Source organism: Coprobacter fastidiosus, assembly GCF_982245605.1.
In genome coordinates, this window is the sequence record NZ_CEVCIF010000009.1 from 1 (window position 1) to 17,064 (window position 17,064).

Annotated in this window: 10 protein-coding genes; 6 read left to right on the top strand and 4 right to left on the bottom strand. The window is 38.7% G+C overall.

The window, feature by feature from the left end:
- Positions 1 to 130: 130 nt before the first annotated feature.
- From AC0UMU_RS03725 to AC0UMU_RS03735, 3 genes are read right to left on the bottom strand one after another with little or no spacing between them, the layout of a single operon-like run.
- Positions 131 to 1,273 (bottom strand): endonuclease/exonuclease/phosphatase family protein, encoded by a 1,143-nt coding sequence (locus AC0UMU_RS03725; RefSeq protein ID WP_278715207.1) that lies wholly within the window; start codon positions 1,271 to 1,273, stop codon positions 131 to 133.
- On the bottom strand, positions 1,257 to 2,129 hold the full coding sequence (locus tag AC0UMU_RS03730) for a rhomboid family protein (RefSeq protein WP_009318457.1): 873 nt from the start codon (positions 2,127 to 2,129) through the stop codon (positions 1,257 to 1,259). The genes AC0UMU_RS03725 and AC0UMU_RS03730 overlap by 17 nt, the downstream gene beginning before the upstream one ends.
- The gene (locus tag AC0UMU_RS03735; protein WP_009318458.1) at positions 2,113 to 2,814 is read right to left on the bottom strand and encodes a rhomboid family intramembrane serine protease; all 702 of its coding nucleotides are present in this window, start codon (positions 2,812 to 2,814) and stop codon (positions 2,113 to 2,115) included. Before AC0UMU_RS03735 ends, AC0UMU_RS03730 begins: the two co-directional genes overlap by 17 nt.
- Before the next feature lie 209 nt (positions 2,815 to 3,023).
- Between AC0UMU_RS03735 and AC0UMU_RS03740 the strand changes: the two genes are divergently transcribed.
- Positions 3,024 to 3,296, top strand: coding sequence for an HU family DNA-binding protein (locus AC0UMU_RS03740; RefSeq protein WP_009318459.1), 273 nt, complete (start codon positions 3,024 to 3,026; stop codon positions 3,294 to 3,296).
- Between the two features lie 243 nt (positions 3,297 to 3,539).
- On the top strand, positions 3,540 to 5,333 hold the full coding sequence (argS, locus tag AC0UMU_RS03745) for an arginine--tRNA ligase (RefSeq protein WP_278715211.1): 1,794 nt from the start codon (positions 3,540 to 3,542) through the stop codon (positions 5,331 to 5,333).
- An 84-nt stretch (positions 5,334 to 5,417) separates the two neighbouring features.
- Here argS and AC0UMU_RS03750 read toward each other — a convergent pair whose 3' ends face one another.
- Positions 5,418 to 9,431, bottom strand: a complete 4,014-nt coding sequence (locus AC0UMU_RS03750; RefSeq protein WP_288640942.1) for a hybrid sensor histidine kinase/response regulator transcription factor — start codon at positions 9,429 to 9,431, stop codon at positions 5,418 to 5,420.
- Between the two features lie 481 nt (positions 9,432 to 9,912).
- On the opposite strand from AC0UMU_RS03750, the gene AC0UMU_RS03755 reads away from it, so the two are divergent.
- The 4 genes from AC0UMU_RS03755 to AC0UMU_RS03770 all read left to right on the top strand — a co-directional run bounded on the left by AC0UMU_RS03755 (position 9,913) and on the right by AC0UMU_RS03770 (position 17,054).
- Positions 9,913 to 10,956, top strand: coding sequence for a glycoside hydrolase family 130 protein (locus AC0UMU_RS03755; protein WP_009318463.1), 1,044 nt, complete (start codon positions 9,913 to 9,915; stop codon positions 10,954 to 10,956).
- A gap of 10 nt (positions 10,957 to 10,966) precedes the next feature.
- A complete protein-coding gene (locus AC0UMU_RS03760) occupies positions 10,967 to 12,229 on the top strand; it encodes an MFS transporter (protein WP_009318464.1) in 1,263 nt (420 codons plus the stop codon).
- Positions 12,230 to 12,335: 106 nt separating this feature from the next.
- Positions 12,336 to 13,946: a hypothetical protein gene (locus tag AC0UMU_RS03765; protein ID WP_473979871.1), complete on the top strand. Its 1,611-nt coding sequence runs from the start codon at positions 12,336 to 12,338 to the stop codon at positions 13,944 to 13,946.
- A 30-nt stretch (positions 13,947 to 13,976) separates the two neighbouring features.
- Positions 13,977 to 17,054 (top strand): SusC/RagA family TonB-linked outer membrane protein, encoded by a 3,078-nt coding sequence (locus AC0UMU_RS03770; RefSeq protein ID WP_122303668.1) that lies wholly within the window; start codon positions 13,977 to 13,979, stop codon positions 17,052 to 17,054.
- The last annotated feature ends 10 nt before the right edge of the window (positions 17,055 to 17,064 follow it).

The following is a 17,064-nucleotide window of genomic DNA, read 5'->3' on the forward strand; positions in this document are numbered from 1 at the left end:
AATACTTTGTGTATGAATTAGTTGGCTAATTTTATACTATTTACTGAATGTTCCGTGATTTGTTCCGATATGATTTTATGTATTGATGTTGTTACGGGATTGATTGGTGATAGGTAGTGTGACGTGTTTTTTATTCATTGATTTCGGTCCATTTTAAAATGGCTTTTACTGGATAATGGTCAGAATATTTCACTTTATCGATATGTGTAGAAAGGGGTTGTAGTCCTTTTCCGTAAAGAATATGATCTATTCTGAACCAGAAGCCGTTGGCATGATAGGTAATTCCCGGCCCTAATCCGGTAGAAACGTACGAATCTTTTAGTTTCCCTCTGATTTTTCGATACGCATAAGATTGCGGGGTATCATTGAAGTCGCCGCATACAATGATGTTTGAGTCGGTTTTATGGATGATTCGTGCTATACTGTCGGCTTGTAGTGCCCGTTTGCGAAAAGCTGCCCCCATTTTTGTCATCAAGCGATCTTTAAATTCCGGAAACAGTTCTGTATCATCTATATGTTTCATCATATATGCGTAAAGCTCCCGGTCATTCGAAGTGAATTTGTTAGACTCCAGGTGATTATTTATCAAAGTCAAGATGCGTCCGTTAATTTTTATTTTATAAATGCATGATCCGTTGTAAGAACTGTCATATTTTATGTCTGTTATTTCTTGGAAAGGATATTTCGAGTAACAGGCAATTCCGGATTGTGAATAAGGCGTCTTATTTCCGGGTGTAAAATGTTTATATGGGTATTCCGAGAGGGCAGAATTAATTTGGTCTAAAGAAATCTGATTTTTGGAATTACCGAATGAGAATTCTTGCATGCAAATAATGTCGGCTTTTGTGTTCTGTATATAAGAGATAATCGAATTGGGAGAATCATCTGTATGTGGCGTATAGTTGTCGAAGTTATGTACGTTGTATGTCAATAATGTCAGTTTTTCCCCCTCTGTAACAGCTGCGTCCGATTCGATATGTATAGGGATATAATTCCATAGACTGTTCCAGCAGGCGATTAAAGCGATGATGGAGATTAAGGCGGAATGATGTCTTTGGATAGTCCAGAATAAAATAAATATAATGTTTGCTACCAATAATACGGGAAACGCCAATCCTAAATAAGAGGCGAAAATCATTTTATCCGGAGGAATAATATATGCATAGGCCGAAGCGACTAATGCTATGGCAAACAAAAAATTGATAAAAGATCCTACAGTCAAATAAGTAGCACGTAACCAGCCCATTCTGAACGTTTTATTTTTTGCTTGCATCGAATAGTTTTTTCTTTTCTTCGGTTGTCAGAGCACTGTATCCCGAACGTTTTATTTTATCGAGGATAGCATCGATATCTTCTGTCTCTTTTTGCTTACGGGTACGGTATTCCATATCGCTTTCGGGACGCCTGTATTTTATTTTAATTTTCGGACGGGGCTTAAACAGGACAACGATTTTGTCGATTAATGTATTAATGAATCTTGTTATGTCTTTTCCTTGTTTCCATCGATATGCGAAAATAAATCCGAGCATAGCTCCTCCGAGGTGAGCGATGTGTCCTCCTGCATTTTGGGATGTAATGCTGATCGCATCTAATAATACGGTAATTAATGCGATGTATTTCAATGAAACTGCTCCGAAAAAAAGCAATGATATTTTGAAGTCGGGAGCATAAACGGCTGTTGCAATGACAATGGCCAGAACTGCAGCCGAAGAACCCAATAAGACTCCATAAGTAGAAGAGAACCATGGAATCAGATTATATGCCAGCAGATATAGCCCTGCTCCGGAGAGTCCTCCCAATATGTAAAGTCCTCCCATTTGTTTTTCACTGAAGAAGTGCAGAAATAGCTGTCCGAACCAATATAGCCAAAGCATATTGAATAGGATGTGCAGCAAGTCGTATTGCAGAAACATGTAAGACACGAGCGTCCACGGACGCCATGCCAATATTGATAGGTTTGACGGAAGCTGTAAATAAGATAGCAGCGGATTTATATCTGTACCGGACAACGTTAAAACAACCCCTGTAAGGCGTACGATCAAAAATACTGCTATATTTATGAATATTAATTTTATAAGAAGTGATCCGGTATGATACTTTATTGCCAGATCTTTAAAAATATTGCCCATTTCCAATACCTTTTTTACGCCAATATTTTATAACAATATATCCGAATAACATTCCTCCAAGGTGGGCGAAGTGGGCAATATTGTCTCCGCTGAAATTGCTGATTCCGAAGAATAGTTCCACTGCACCGTAAAAGATGACAAAATATTTTGCCTTTATCGGAATAGGAATGAACATGATATATAGAGGGAGATTGGGAAATAACATTCCGAATGCCAGAAGAATTCCGAATACCGCACCCGAAGCTCCGATAGTGATTATTCCGTTTAGTATCATTCGGGTTTGTTCCCAGCCATAAGCAGAAACGGCCTGTGCAATTTCATTGTGCAGGCTGATGTACCATGTAAGTTCCTGTACGAGACCCGCTCCGAATCCTGTAATCATGTAGTAGGTGAGGAAACGTTTGCTACCCCATACCATTTCAAGAGTACGTCCGAACATGAATACCGAGAACATGTTGAAAAATACATGTCCTATCGATCCCGGATCGTGCATAAACATGTAAGTAACTAATTGCACGGCATTAAAATCTTTTGCTGTGAGATAATGTAGCCCTAAATATTCGACCAAGTTAATCCCGAATTTAGGCAAAACGATTGTTGCCAACCAAACCAAAAAGTTTATGATAATAAGGTTCTTAGTTACCGGAGGAAGTGCGCTGAAAAAATTTTGTCGTCCTTGAAACATAGAATTTTTTTATAATCGATTTTACTTGTAAGCTGCAAAAATAGAGATTATTTCCTGTTTTTTGTGTCCTAAAAGCTCCTGATTATATTTTTAATCGGATTATTTTACTTTTTTTATTTCTATTCTTTGTTATTTTGTTTTTAAATAATATATTTGCGTGACTATCAAACGGCTTTTGTCGTATAGTAAACCTATTAAAATACAGCTTTATGAACAAATCAGAATTAATTAACGCTATTGCTGAAGAAGCAGGCTTGGCTAAGACCGATGCGAAGAAAGCATTGGAAGCATTTATTTCTACAGTATCTAACGAATTGGCTAAAGGCGAAAAGATCGCTCTTATTGGATTCGGAACGTTCTCAATCAATGAAAAAGGTGAAAGAACAGGTATCAATCCTGCTACAAAACAGCAAATTACTATTCCTGCCAAGAAAGTGGTTAAGTTTAAAGCCGGTGCTGAATTGGCAGATAAAGTAAAATAATATTTTACTTCGAACTTAAAAAAAGAAGGGACTATCCGAAAATAAGGATTGTCCCTTTTTTGTGTTTTATCGTATGCCTGTTCATCGCAATAAAAGCATAGAATACGGTTTAAATTTTGTCTGATTCCTTGTTCAAAGGATATTGCTTCGAATGTTTTTGTGTGGTAAAATCATTAAGCATCCTATTTAAAGTATTATCTTTGTACCCGTTAAAGAATTCGATAGAAAAAAACGGATATAAATATGAAGATTGAGAATAAGATTGCCGAAGCTGTCATTTCTGCGCTGAAGGCTTTGTACGGGATCGAGCCGGAAATGTCGGCGATACAATTACAAAAAACGAAGAAAGAATTTGAAGGGCATTTGACTCTTGTCGTTTTTCCGTTTTTAAAGGCTTCTCATAAAAATCCTGAAGCGACTGCTACGGAAATCGGTGAATATCTGATTAAAAACGAACCGGCTGTCGCATCATTTAATGTGATTAAAGGGTTCTTGAACTTGGTGATTGATTCTACATGCTGGATAGAACAATTGAATGAAATAGCTTCTGATGCCCGGTATGGAATAAAAGAGCCGGAGCGGGACGCTCAATTGGTAATGATAGAATATTCTTCTCCTAATACAAATAAACCGTTACATTTGGGGCATGTACGTAATAATTTATTGGGTTACAGCATTTCTGAAATCTTGAAGGCAAACGGAAATAAAGTCGTGAAGACCAATATCGTAAATGATCGGGGGATTCATATTTGTAAATCGATGCTTGCCTGGGAAAAGTGGGGAAACGGTGTCACTCCCGAATCTTCCGGTAAAAAAGGAGATCATTTGATCGGAGATTTTTATGTGCTTTTTGATAAGCATTATAAGCAGGAAGTTGCCGAATTACAGGAAAAAGGAATGACGAAAGAAGAGGCTGAGGCTTCTTCCCCGCTTATGGCAGAAGCTCGGGAAATGCTTCGTAAGTGGGAAGCCGGAGATGAGCAGGTGCGTTCGGTATGGCGTATGATGAATGATTGGGTATATGCCGGATTTGATGAGACTTATCGGAAGATGGGCGTGGATTTTGATAAAATCTATTATGAATCGCAAACTTATCTGGAGGGAAAGGAAAAAGTTCTTGAAGGTTTGGAGAAAGGAATTATGTATCGGAAAGAGGATGGTTCGGTATGGGCTGATCTGACGGCTGAAGGACTTGATCATAAATTGCTTTTACGTGCCGACGGAACTTCTGTTTATATGACTCAGGATATAGGTACGGCCAAGCTCCGTTTTCAGGATTATCCCATCGATAAAATGGTATATGTTGTGGGGAATGAGCAGAATTATCATTTTCAGGTACTTTCTATTCTATTGGATAAGCTCGGTTTTAGCTGGGGTAAAGATCTTGTCCATTTTTCTTATGGAATGGTCGAATTGCCTGAAGGTAAGATGAAGTCGCGTGAAGGTACGGTCGTCGATGCCGATGATCTGATTGAAGAGATGGTGAATACAGCACGTGAGACTTCTTCAGAATTGGGTAAATTGGATGACTGTACGCCGGAGGAAGCAGATGCTATTTCGAATATGGTGGGTCTTGGAGCTCTTAAATATTTTATTTTGAAAGTCGATCCCCGTAAAAATATGACGTTTAATCCGAAAGAGTCTATCGACTTTAACGGAAATACAGGGCCGTTTATTCAATATACACATGCTCGTATATGTTCGGTACTGCGTAAGGCTGCCGAGTCGGGTATCGTTTTGCCGGAGACTGCAAATGAGAAAGTCGTCCTTTCTGATAAAGAAATATCCTTAATTCAGAATTTATCGGAATTTCCGGCTGTCGTTTCAGAGGCTGGCAGTCAGTTCAGCCCGGCTATTATAGCTAATTATATTTATGATCTCGTAAAAGAGTATAACCAATTCTATCATGATTTCTCAATCTTACGGGAAGAGAATACCGAGATTCGAGATTTCCGGCTTATTCTTTCCAGAAATGTAGCTAAAGTTATAAAAACCGGCATGAGTTTGTTAGGAATAAATGTTCCTGATCGTATGTAGAGAAATGAAGAAATAGAAGTGCCCCCTAAAAGTTTGACAAAAAGCTTTTAGGGGGCATTTCATATTGGTACGAACCGGTTCGGTTTATTTTTGAGGGTCTTGCTCACCTGTATTCGAGACTGTCATTCTATATTCCTTTGGGGTTGCGTGATATAGTTTTGCAAATTCCCGATAAAAATGAGCTTTATTTTTGAATCCGCAATCGGCCATGATTTCTTGTACGGTTTTGGATGTAGTTCTCAGCCGTTTCTCAGCTTCCTGCAAGCGAAAGCTACGTATAAAGTCAGCAGGAGTCTTATCTGTCAGTTTTTTTATCTTGCGGTATAGTTGCACTCTGCTTATTGCCAGATCTTGAGATAAAGAGTCTTGATTATAGGTCTCATTATCTAAATTTTGTGATAGATATTCGAAGGCCTTGTTCATGAATTCTTTATCTTGTTTGTCTATTAATTTCCCGTTGAATTGTTCGGCGTATGCAAGAGGAGATTCCATATAGTGTTTTACTATTTCTTTATTTCCGAGCATACGTTCTACTGCAGCTTGCAGATGAGCAGGATGAAAAGGCTTTCCTAAATACATGTCTGCTCCGTATTCAAGTCCCTGAATCTGACTTTCGACCGACATTTTGGATGATAATAGTATGACCGGGATGTGTTTGGTTGTAATGTCGTTTTTTATTTTTTGTAAAAATGTGAGTCCGTCCATAACCGGCATTAAAACGTCGCAAATAATGAGATCGGGCAGAAACTTGTTTATCTTGTCTAAAGCATCTTGTCCGTTTTCGGCTTCTATTACGGAATATGAATTTAGAGTTTCGATAATAAATTGCCTTATTTCTTCTTGGTCATCGATAACGAGGATGTTTTTTGTTTTCTTTTCAGATACATCGGAAGAAATCGAATATTGTTGTTGATGACTTTTTTCCTGAGTTTTTTTATCGACTTTATTGTCGGGCGAAATTGTTACGGTGAAAGTCGTATATTCATTTATTTTGCTATCTACGACGATATTTCCGTTCAGAAGCTTGACCAAATCTTGACACATGGCTAAGCCTATGCCATTACGGGTGTATATTCCCTTAGATAATTGATTCTCGAAATTATCGAGAACTTTGAACCTATTAAATATCAGAGGAATATGCTGGGCGTCTATTCCTGTACCGCTGTTGGTGCAAGAAAAACAGAGTTCATTCTTGGCGTTAACGAACAGTTTGATTTCTATTTTTCCGTTTTTTGGAGTATATTTAAATGCATTGGACATAAGATTGAAAATAACTTTCTCTAAAGCATCTCTGTCAACGATCCATGCCGGAATATCGGGACGAATGTCTAATTGGATGTTTATCCTTTTCTGGTCGGCGATATCAAGGAAATTGTCCAAAGTATATTTAATCAGTTCAGGAATATCTATCGGTTCGAAATGCAGAGTTAAATGTCCGGTTTCTGCTTTACGGAATTCCATTAGTTGTTGTATCTGATTTCGCATTCGTTCTGCATTCTTTTTGATTACGCTTAGGTAGTTCCGGTTCTTTTCACTTAGATCGGGAGTACTCATCATTTTTTCGCAAGGACCGTAAATTAGGGTTATAGAGTTCGAAAATTCATGAGCGATATTGGTGAAGAAACGAAGTTTTGCCTGATGAATTTCTTCTTTTTTTTGTGTTTCCAGTTTCTCCAATTCAAGATTGTGTTGCATTTTCAATCGATATTTCTGAAATCGGAAAATGAAATATGCCAATAATAGGATAAGAATCAGATAAACTGTATATGCATATCCGGATTTGTACCATGGCGGTGTAATTTTGAACGGAAATGAGAAGCAGTCCCTGTTCCACTGATTATCGCTATTTGTATAAGCAACGTTCAATTTGTAGTTTCCGGGAGATAGATTTGACAGGATGATGTTCCGGTTATTGCCAATATAGATCCAATTTGCCGGTTTCTCTCCATCTCGGGTTACTTTATAAGCCATCTCGCATTTGCTGTTCGTTATATAGTCTAAGATAGAAAAATGAAAACTCAGTGAATTTTGTTTATAACTGATAGGATGATCATTCTTTAAATTAAGTGGTTGATCGATATTGTCTATTTTAAATGAATTTAAATATAGTGGCGGATTATAATTGCTCATTCCGATTTGGTCGGGGTGAAATACACTGAACCCGTTTACTCCTCCGAAATAGAGTTCTTGTCCTTCCGAAAATGAAAGGTATGCTCCGTCGGAGAATTCGTTATCCTGTAACCCTTCGTTATAAAAATAGTGTACGAATTGTTCTTGTTCGGGATTCATTCTGGAAATGCCTTTGTTCGTACTGATCCATATATGATGGGTGCGGTCTTCTAAAATTCCGTGTATGTTACTATTTGCCAGTCCTTCTTTTTCTGTATATCGTTTGATCCGAACTTTTCCGTTTTCTTCCGTTAACAGGTTTAAACCGGCAGTCGTTCCCGCCCAAATTCTTTTTTTATTGTCTATATATAAGCATATTACGTCATTGCTGCTTATTGTGTTTATATCTGATTTATCGTTTTTATACGCAGTAAAATATTCCCTTTTTATGTTCATGCGATTTATCCCGCCTCCCCGCGTTGCAATCCAGAGGATAGAATCTCCCTCTATTGCGAGTGAGTATATGACGTTATTATTGATGCTGTTGTTGCTTTGAGAGTTATATTTATAGTGTTTGTAATTTTTTATCTCGTATTCTCCTTTTGGGGTGCGGAAAATCGTCATTTTGAACAGTCCGTTACCGCTTGTCCCTACCCATAAAGTTGAATCATCGGCTTGCAGTAATGCGTAAACGGAGCAAATTTGCCGTATATTGAATATTCTGTTCGATTTCAGACTTTTTATTTTTTTCTCTTGAAAAGAATAGTAATTTAAACCTTTATTGTCCGTTCCTATCCAGAAATCTTGATTCGGACCTTGCGCTAAGGAGAATACCGAGTTGTTTATGAGACCGTCGTCTGTTGTAAATTTACGGGCTTGTTGTAAAGTAGCCCCTAAATACGTAATGGAGATGACACCTCCGCCTTTCGTTCCTATCCAAAGTTTGTTTTCTGCATCTTTGTATATTGCCCTGACTGCGTAATTTCCGAGTTCGGGAATATTATTGCTTGTAAAAGTGTTGAAATAGTTTTGTGGGGGAAGAATACGGTAAATGCCTTGTGAATCAGTACCTACCCATAATATATCTTGTGTACCGGAATAGACTGATAAAACCGGAATACCACTTAATAGGATCGATTCTGTCTTGGTGTGTTTGTTATATTGAATTAATCCGGTATTTGTTGCAAACAGTATATTGCCCTCGTTTTCAAGGACTTCGTTCAATTCTCCATAAGGTTTTGATCCCCAATCAGAGAATTTTTCGGTTTGTATTGAGTAGTATCCTAATGTGTAATTTTCGTATTGAAACCATATTTTTTCTTTTTTGTCGTAGCAAAGATGCAAAAAGTCTGCAGGAGGAGTTATTTTTTGTTTCTCGGTAATTTTATCGGATTTGATTTTCAGACGGAAGATTTCATTTTTGTCATTTACAATCCATAGATTGTCTGAAGAATCGAAAAAAAGTTGTATTATATTGTTTTTGTCGATCTCGGGGATTGGGAACGGTTCAAAGTCTTCTGATTTCGTGTTGAATTTATATATACCGGACTTGTAAGAAGCGGCTAATATCAATCCTTCTGAATTGCGAGTTGCGAGAAAAGAGTGTTCTCTAAATGTCTCTTTATCTTTATATCCCAAATAATAAGGTTGGAATTTTTTTGTGGCGATGTTAAATCTGTTTATTCCGTAATCTGTCGTTATCCAAAGAATGTTTTTATTTTCTTCAAAAATTTGGCGTATTACAGGGTTTGTTATACTTGAAGAATCTTGACGGTTAGAACGATAATTTTCGAATTCAGCGCCGTTATATACATTTAGTCCATCCCATGTTCCTACCCAGATGAGTCCGTTTGAATCTTGAAAGATCGTTGTTATGGAACTGTTGGACAGGCCGTCGTTATTGCTTAGGCGAAGTATTCGAGATTCGTTTGCATATAGAATTTGTGTAAAGAAAACGATATATGCGATATTGAGTATTTTACGAAGCATGGGAATGTGATGTTATTTTGACGTTGTTGAATAAGAACATTTATATTGATTCATGTATAATATGCTTATGTAAAAGAACTTATAAGATTATATCTTAATAACGAAATGAAAGTAATAATATTCTCGGAGAATAGACGTGATAAAAAATCTTTTTTGTGTTTTCATGGCTTTATTTTAGATTTTATATATCCAGTATTTTGTGTTTTTTGAGACTGATTGTATCGATGAATTGCCGTATCGGTTTACCTGTTTTATTTGAAATGCAATTTCAGCTTTTTAGTGGAGACGAGAGTATCTTATTGTTTCAAAAAAGTATACAAACGTGACATATTTAAGAAAAAATCTATGTAGATACCTTTTTGAAATAATAAGATACCGGTAACGAGATACACCCATTTACATTTGCTTGTGAGTTCAGGTCGTTTGATAAGCCTGAAAAACACGAACGATGAAAATTTCATCACACTAAATATAATAAATTATGGATATAGCAAAGAGAAATCCTCAGAATCCGATTATGCGACCTAGCGATCTGAAGCCGGGAATTGAAGGTATGGAAATAGTATGTTTGTTGAATCCCGGGGTTTTCCGATATAATAATAAGATATGGCTGTTGCTTCGTGTTGCAGAGCGTCCTAAGCAAATCGAGAATAAAATCAGTTTCCCGATTTATAATAAAGACGGGAAAATAGAGATTCTCTCATTCGATAAGAATGATCCGTCTCTTGATGCTTCTGACCCGAGAGTAATCGGTTATCAGGGAAAGAATTATCTGACGACTCTCTCTTATCTTCGGTTTGTATGTAGTGAAGACGGAGTTCATTTTCATGAAGATCCTTCGTTCCCGCCTCTTTTCGGACGTGGCGACCTGGAAGCATTCGGAATCGAAGACTGTCGTGTTGCTACCATGGAAGATGGCTTCTTCTTGACTTTTACCGAAGTTTCTTCTGTTGCTGTCGGAGTCGGGTTGATCGAAACAAAAGATTTTAATAATTACATTCATCATGGTATGATTTTCCCTCCGCATAATAAAGATTGTGCTTTGTTCGAGGAAAAAATTAATGGAAAGTATTATGCTTTTCATCGTCCGAGTAGTCCGGAATTAGGAGGGAATTATATTTGGCTGGCCGAATCTCCGGACAGAAAACATTGGGGAAACCATAAATGTGTCGCTACCACACGTGAAGGGAAATGGGATTCTGCACGTGTAGGAGCCGGTGCTCCTCCTATCCGTACAGAAAGAGGTTGGCTCGAGATCTATCACGGTGCAACACATGACCATCGCTATTGTCTGGGAGCATTGCTTCTCGATCTGAATGATCCTTCAAAAGTCATTTCCCGTAGTGAAGAACCTATTATGGAACCTATTGCAGATTATGAACAAACCGGTTTTTTCGGGAATGTCGTTTTTACGAACGGACATTATGTTGATGGTGATACGGTTCATCTTTACTATGGAGCGAGTGATGAGGTAATTTGTGCTGCGACTTTGTCTGTAAAAGAAATATTGAATACTTTGAAATAAGAAGGATATTATGTTCGGAAAACTGACAAAAGAATACGAGGTATTCAAATCCGTACCTCATAATATGCAGGTCCTTCTCGGCACGAACATGCTTTATGCTCTTGTTCTGCCGATTGTAGAAATCTTTGTGGGTGCCTATATTATGAGGAATACTAATAGTCCGGCATACGTAGCTCTTTATCAATTGGCTATGTATGTGGGTATTGTATGTACATCGGTCGTAAACGGATTTTTGCTTAAGCATTTTAAGGTGAATATTTTGTATTGTATAGGCATACTGCTTAGCGGTATATCTATGGTGGGGATGATGGCGATTCATAGTTTGGGAATAACAGAATTGTCTGTAGCAGGATTTGTTATGGGGGCAGCTTCGGGATTTTTTTGGACAAATCGTTATCTGTTAGCTCTTAACTCGACTAAGGATGATAATCGGAATTATTTTTTCGGACTTGAGTCTTTTGCTTTTACAATCGCATCTATTATTGTCCCGTTAGGGGTAGGGGCACTTATAGCCGGTCTTTCAGGCCGTCATTTATTGGGAATCGACATCGATATAAATCTTTCTTATCGGATTGTGACCTTTTTGGCTATGGGTATTACAGTGATTGCTTGTTTTGTCTTATCTCGAGGGAACTTTGAAAATCCGACCCAGAAAACGTTTCTCTATTTCCGTTTTCATCCGCTATGGTACAAACTACTCTCTTGGGCAGCTTTGAAAGGCCTTGTTCAGGGATTTTTGGTAACAGCACCGGCCATTTTAGTGTTAAAACTTGTTGGAGAGGAAGGCTCTTTAGGTTTGATTCAGAGTATTAGCGGCGGTATTACTGCTATACTTGTTTATGTATTGGGCCGGGTTACAAAACCTAAGCACCGGAATATCGTATTCGGTACGGGATTGTTTATCTTTTTGATCGGTACGCTTTTTAACGGCATTCTTTTTTCTTCGACCGGTGTTATTATCTTTGTCCTTTGTAAGGTCGTTTTTCAACCGTTGCATGATTTAGCCTATTTCCCGATTATGATGAGAGTGATTGATGTTGTTTCAAAAAAAGAGCAACGCAATGAATATGCCTATATATTGAGCCATGAGTTCGGCTTGTTTGTCGGGAGGGCTTCAGGACTGATAATCTTTTTGTTTCTTGCTTTCGGAGTATCAGAAGATTTTGCGCTTAAGTATGCGCTTATTATCGTCGCATTGTTGCAATTATTGGCACTACCCTTAGGAAATCATATTATCAAACAATCAAATTTGCTGGAAAATGAAAATAAATAAATTTTTTCCTGCCTTATTCTTTGGAATTTTATTTGTATTTCCGGCATGTCGGGAAACAAATTTCGGAGATCCGGTAAAACAGGTTTCGATTAGTCGTATCGATCAGATGCCTAATCTCCCAGAGCCATATAAGATTCTGGACTGGAGAAAAAAAGCTCTTGATTTTGATGCTTATGTATTTAATTTCGATACACGCATTTGTGGAAATCCGGTTATTTGGCTTGACAGCGCTCAACGGAATATTCCTCAGACGACATTCGGACTTTATACGGCAGTGAATGATTCACGTCAAGGGCCGAAAAATAATAACGGAGAGTTTCATGAAAGTTTAAACTCTTTGGCTGCGTTGCTCGGTGGAGGATTGGTCGGAATAGACAAAACTTCTCAGAATGGGTATAATTATGTTAAAATGGTACAGAACTATTTTAATTCGGATAACGGATGGAATATCGTAATGAACAATACTTGCCCGGAAGTTGCGTTATTAGGAGGCGGATATGGTCGAGATTGGTGGTACGATGTCTTTCCGAATGTTCTTTATTATGCCGTGTGCGATGTCTTTCCGGGAGTCTCCGGAGCTGATTCGATCCAACATGTTATTGCGGAGCAGTTTTGTAAGGCCGATTCTGTGCTAAATGGGAATTATGATTATTCTTATTTTGATTATTCCCAAATGAAAGGGATGGTTAATAATATCCCGCTTCAGCAGGATGCCGCAGGAGGTCATGCTTATGTGCTGTATGCCGCCTATAAAAAGTTCGGAGATCCGCGCTATTTGCAGCATGCCAAGTCTGCATTAGAAGCATTACTCTCCCAGAAGGAGAGTCGGTTTTATGAAATTCTTTTACCTATGTCGGCTATTGTTGCTTCTCGGTTGAATGCAGAAGAGGGAACGCAATATGATGTAAAGAAAATACTGGACTGGACATTTGACGGATGTCAGAATCCTAATGGAAGATATGGTTGGGGTGTGATGGCCGGTCGCTGGGGAGATTATGATGTTTCGGGACTTCAAGGCAGTATTTTGGATGGAGGAGGATATGCCTTTTTTATGAATAGTGTAAAATTGACGTGGCCGTTAGTACCGATGGTCAAGTATGAACCTCAGTTTGCTACGGCTATCGGAAAATGGATGTTGAACAATGTAAATGCCTGCCGACTTTTTTATCCGGGAGAAATCGATGATGAACATCAGTGGTTACTGGAGATGAAGGGTCTTACTGATAATAATATTGCTTATGAAGGATTGAGGAAAACAGATTGTTACGGTAAAGAATCTTTGAAAGGTATCGAACCTGTCGCTTTAGGAGACGGGCCTAATTGGACTCCCGCTAATCCGGCGGAAAGCATGTTCAGCTTGTATAGTACCTCTCCGGTCGGTATTTTGGGAGCAATGGTTTCTGAAACTTCGGAATCCGGAATTTTACGCATAAATTGTAATACTACCGATTTTTATTCAGAACGTCCTTATCCTGTGTATCTCTATTACAATCCGCATGCTGGGAATAAAGTTATCGGTTATTATAGTGAGGAAAAAGTCGACCTGTTTGATATAGTTACCAAAAAGTACATAGCTCGTGGGAAGAGTGGATCTTTTGAGATCGAGTTACCGGCATTGAATGCCAGTGTAATTGTAGAGTTGCCTTCGGGGATGAAATTACGGTCGGTTGACGGTCGCATTGTTACCAAAGATAATCATGTCATTAGTTATAAATAATATACGTTAACATAAATCATAAAGCACAAGATGAAAAGAATTTTCTTATTGATGAGTTTATTTGCCTTTGTTTGTCTGGCAAATGCTCAGACCCAAAGCACGATTACCGGTAAGGTAAAGGATGCAGCTACGGGAGAATTTTTGATGGGTGTGAATGTTCGTGTGGACGGTACGACAACAGGAACGTCTACTGGCCTTGACGGAGATTATTCGATTAAGGTATCGGACAATGCAACTTTGATATTTTCATATATGGGGTATGAAACTCAGAAAATAAAACTTAACGGGCAGAAAGTTTTAAATGTAGCTTTGGGTGAAAAAACCGAATTGATGGATGAAGTTGTCGTAGTCGGTTACACTTCTATGAAAAGACGGGATGTATTAGGAGCTGTTTCTAAAATAGACAGTAAATCGATTAATGCACTTCCGGTTTCTTCGACAGCACAGGCTTTGCAAGGACGTATTGCAGGAGTACAGGTCTCGAATGCTACGGGAGCACCCGGAGCTGGGGTTTCAGTCCGAGTACGTGGTGTCGGGTCTATCAGTTCGAGTAATGATCCGTTGTATATTGTTGACGGTATTCCGGTTGAGGATGCATTAAATAGTATTTCTCCGGGAGATATTGAAAATATCTCGGTATTGAAAGATGCTTCTTCTGCTGCGATTTACGGTTCTCGTGCAAATAACGGAGTCGTGTTGATTACAACAAAAACCGGTAAAAAAGGAAAAGCTCAGATTACTTATCACGGACAATTCGGATTTCAAACACATGCCAACTTGATCGAGATGGCGAATACAGCGGAATATATCGACATTTATAATCAAGCGGTAGATGCCGACAATGCCGGATCTTCGATAAAACGGACACGCCTTGCCGGAGATTATTTGAATGGGCTGGCGGATGTGGATCATGTTGCGTCTATTTTCCAGACAGCGCCGATATATTCTCAGGAACTGAGCGTCAGCGGGGGAAATGACAAGACTAATTATATGATCTCCGGGACTTATTTTAATCAGGAAGGGATTATCAGAAACAGCGGTTATAACCGGGCGACTTTACGGGCGAATATTAATTCGGATGTGAAGAATTGGTTGAAGGTAGGATTTAATATGAGCGGTTCGTTAGGGAATACTCGTTCTGTATCAAGTTCCGGTGACGGGTACGGAAATAGCGAAGGAGGTAGTGTTGTCCGTTATGCCATGTTCAGGAATCCTGCTATTCCGATAAAAGACGGAGCGGGTCAATATATCGACAAGCCGAGCACTTATTTTGGTAATTCTATTTATGATACATTTTTCGGAGACGGGTATAATCCGGTTGCTTTAGCGGAAAATACCGACCGTAAAAAAACAGAAGAAGGTCTGTTCTCGAGAATTTATGCAACGTTCAAACTTCCTTTTAACTTGAGTTGGACAAATAATTTCGGTATTGACTATAAAAATTATAAATATAAAGTTTATAATGCTTCGTGGGGAGATGATAACCGCATCAATAATCCGAACAGTGTTACAGTAGATCATAGTCGGAATCTGGGATGGACATTTAATACTTTATTAAATTGGAATAAGACTTTTAATGAAGTTCATAATTTGTCTGTAATGGCCGGTTTCGAGGCTATAAGAAGTACCGGCGAGTCGATGAGTAATTCAGATCAAGATTTTCCGGTATGGAATAAGGATGTCCTTTATATCGGGGGAGGTACGGGAGAAAAAGTCAGTAAAGAATCGGAATATTCTTCTACTTTAGCCTCTTTCTTCGGACAGGCAAGTTATGATTATCGTTCGCGTTACTATGTTTCGGGAACGATTCGTAGAGACGGTTCTTCAAAGTTTGTGGGAGATAATCGTTGGGGTACTTTTTACTCTGCTTCTGCCGGATGGAATATCGAACAAGAAGCTTTTATGCAGGATGTAACGGTTATTAATAAGTTGAAACTTCGTGCGGGGTACGGATCTATCGGTAATCAAAATATCGGTAACTATGCTTATTCGGATATTTATTCGTCTAATTATAATTATCCTTTCGGAGGTACGTCTGTCAGCGGTTATGCTCAGACAAAACTCGGGAATCCGAATTTGAAATGGGAAACCAGTAACCAGTTCAATGTGGGACTTGATTTGGAATTGTTGAAGGGGTCTTTTGCTTTTTCGGTGGATTTTTATAATAAAATCACCAAAGATATGTTGGTGCAAGCTCCGTTGCCTCCTTCGATCGGGGATGCAGAGCCCTATTGGATCAATAACGGAAAAGTCTTGAACCGTGGAGTCGATCTTGAGTTTATGTATCGCAAAGATTATAAAGACGGAGGTTTTGATGTAACGTTGAATGCCGGATTCCTTAAGAACGAAGTGCTTGCGTTAAATGCTCCTATTGTCGGCGGTCGTGTAGATAATGGAATTTATGCTACGAAGACAGAAGTCGGTTATCCGATCGGGTCGTTTTTTATGTATGAGATGGATGGTATATTCCAAAATGAGGCAGAGATTCTGACTTCAGCTTATCAAGGGGCTAATATAAAACCCGGAGATGTAAAATTTGTCGATCAGGATAATAACGGTACTATCGATGAGAATGACCGGGTGCATGTGGGTAGTGCTATTCCTAAAATGACAATGGGACTTACGTTGAACGGATATTGGAAAGGTTTCGATTTGAATATTTTCTTTCAGGGGGCTTTCGGACAAAAGATATATAATCAGATATTGACGGATTCTGAAGGTTTTTATCGTGGTTTTAATGTTACTAAACGGTATTATGATAATCATTGGACCGGCGAGGGCTCTACAAATGAATATCCTCGTGCTTCATGGAGTGCGAAATCGAATAATGCCAGAGTTTCTACCCGTTTTCTGGAAGACGGTTCTTATATGCGTTTGAAGAATATTCAATTAGGGTACACTTTCAAAACCAATCATTGGGGGATAGACCGGCTGCGGCTTTACCTGTCGGCAACTAATCTGTTTACTATTACCAAGTACAGCGGATTCGATCCCGAAATGACTGTTAGTGCAAACTCTACCAGCGAAGGCGACCGGGCTGCCGGTATCGACTGGGGTACTTATCCTGCAGCCCGGACTTATACATTTGGAGTGAATTTAACCTTCTAAAACATGACAC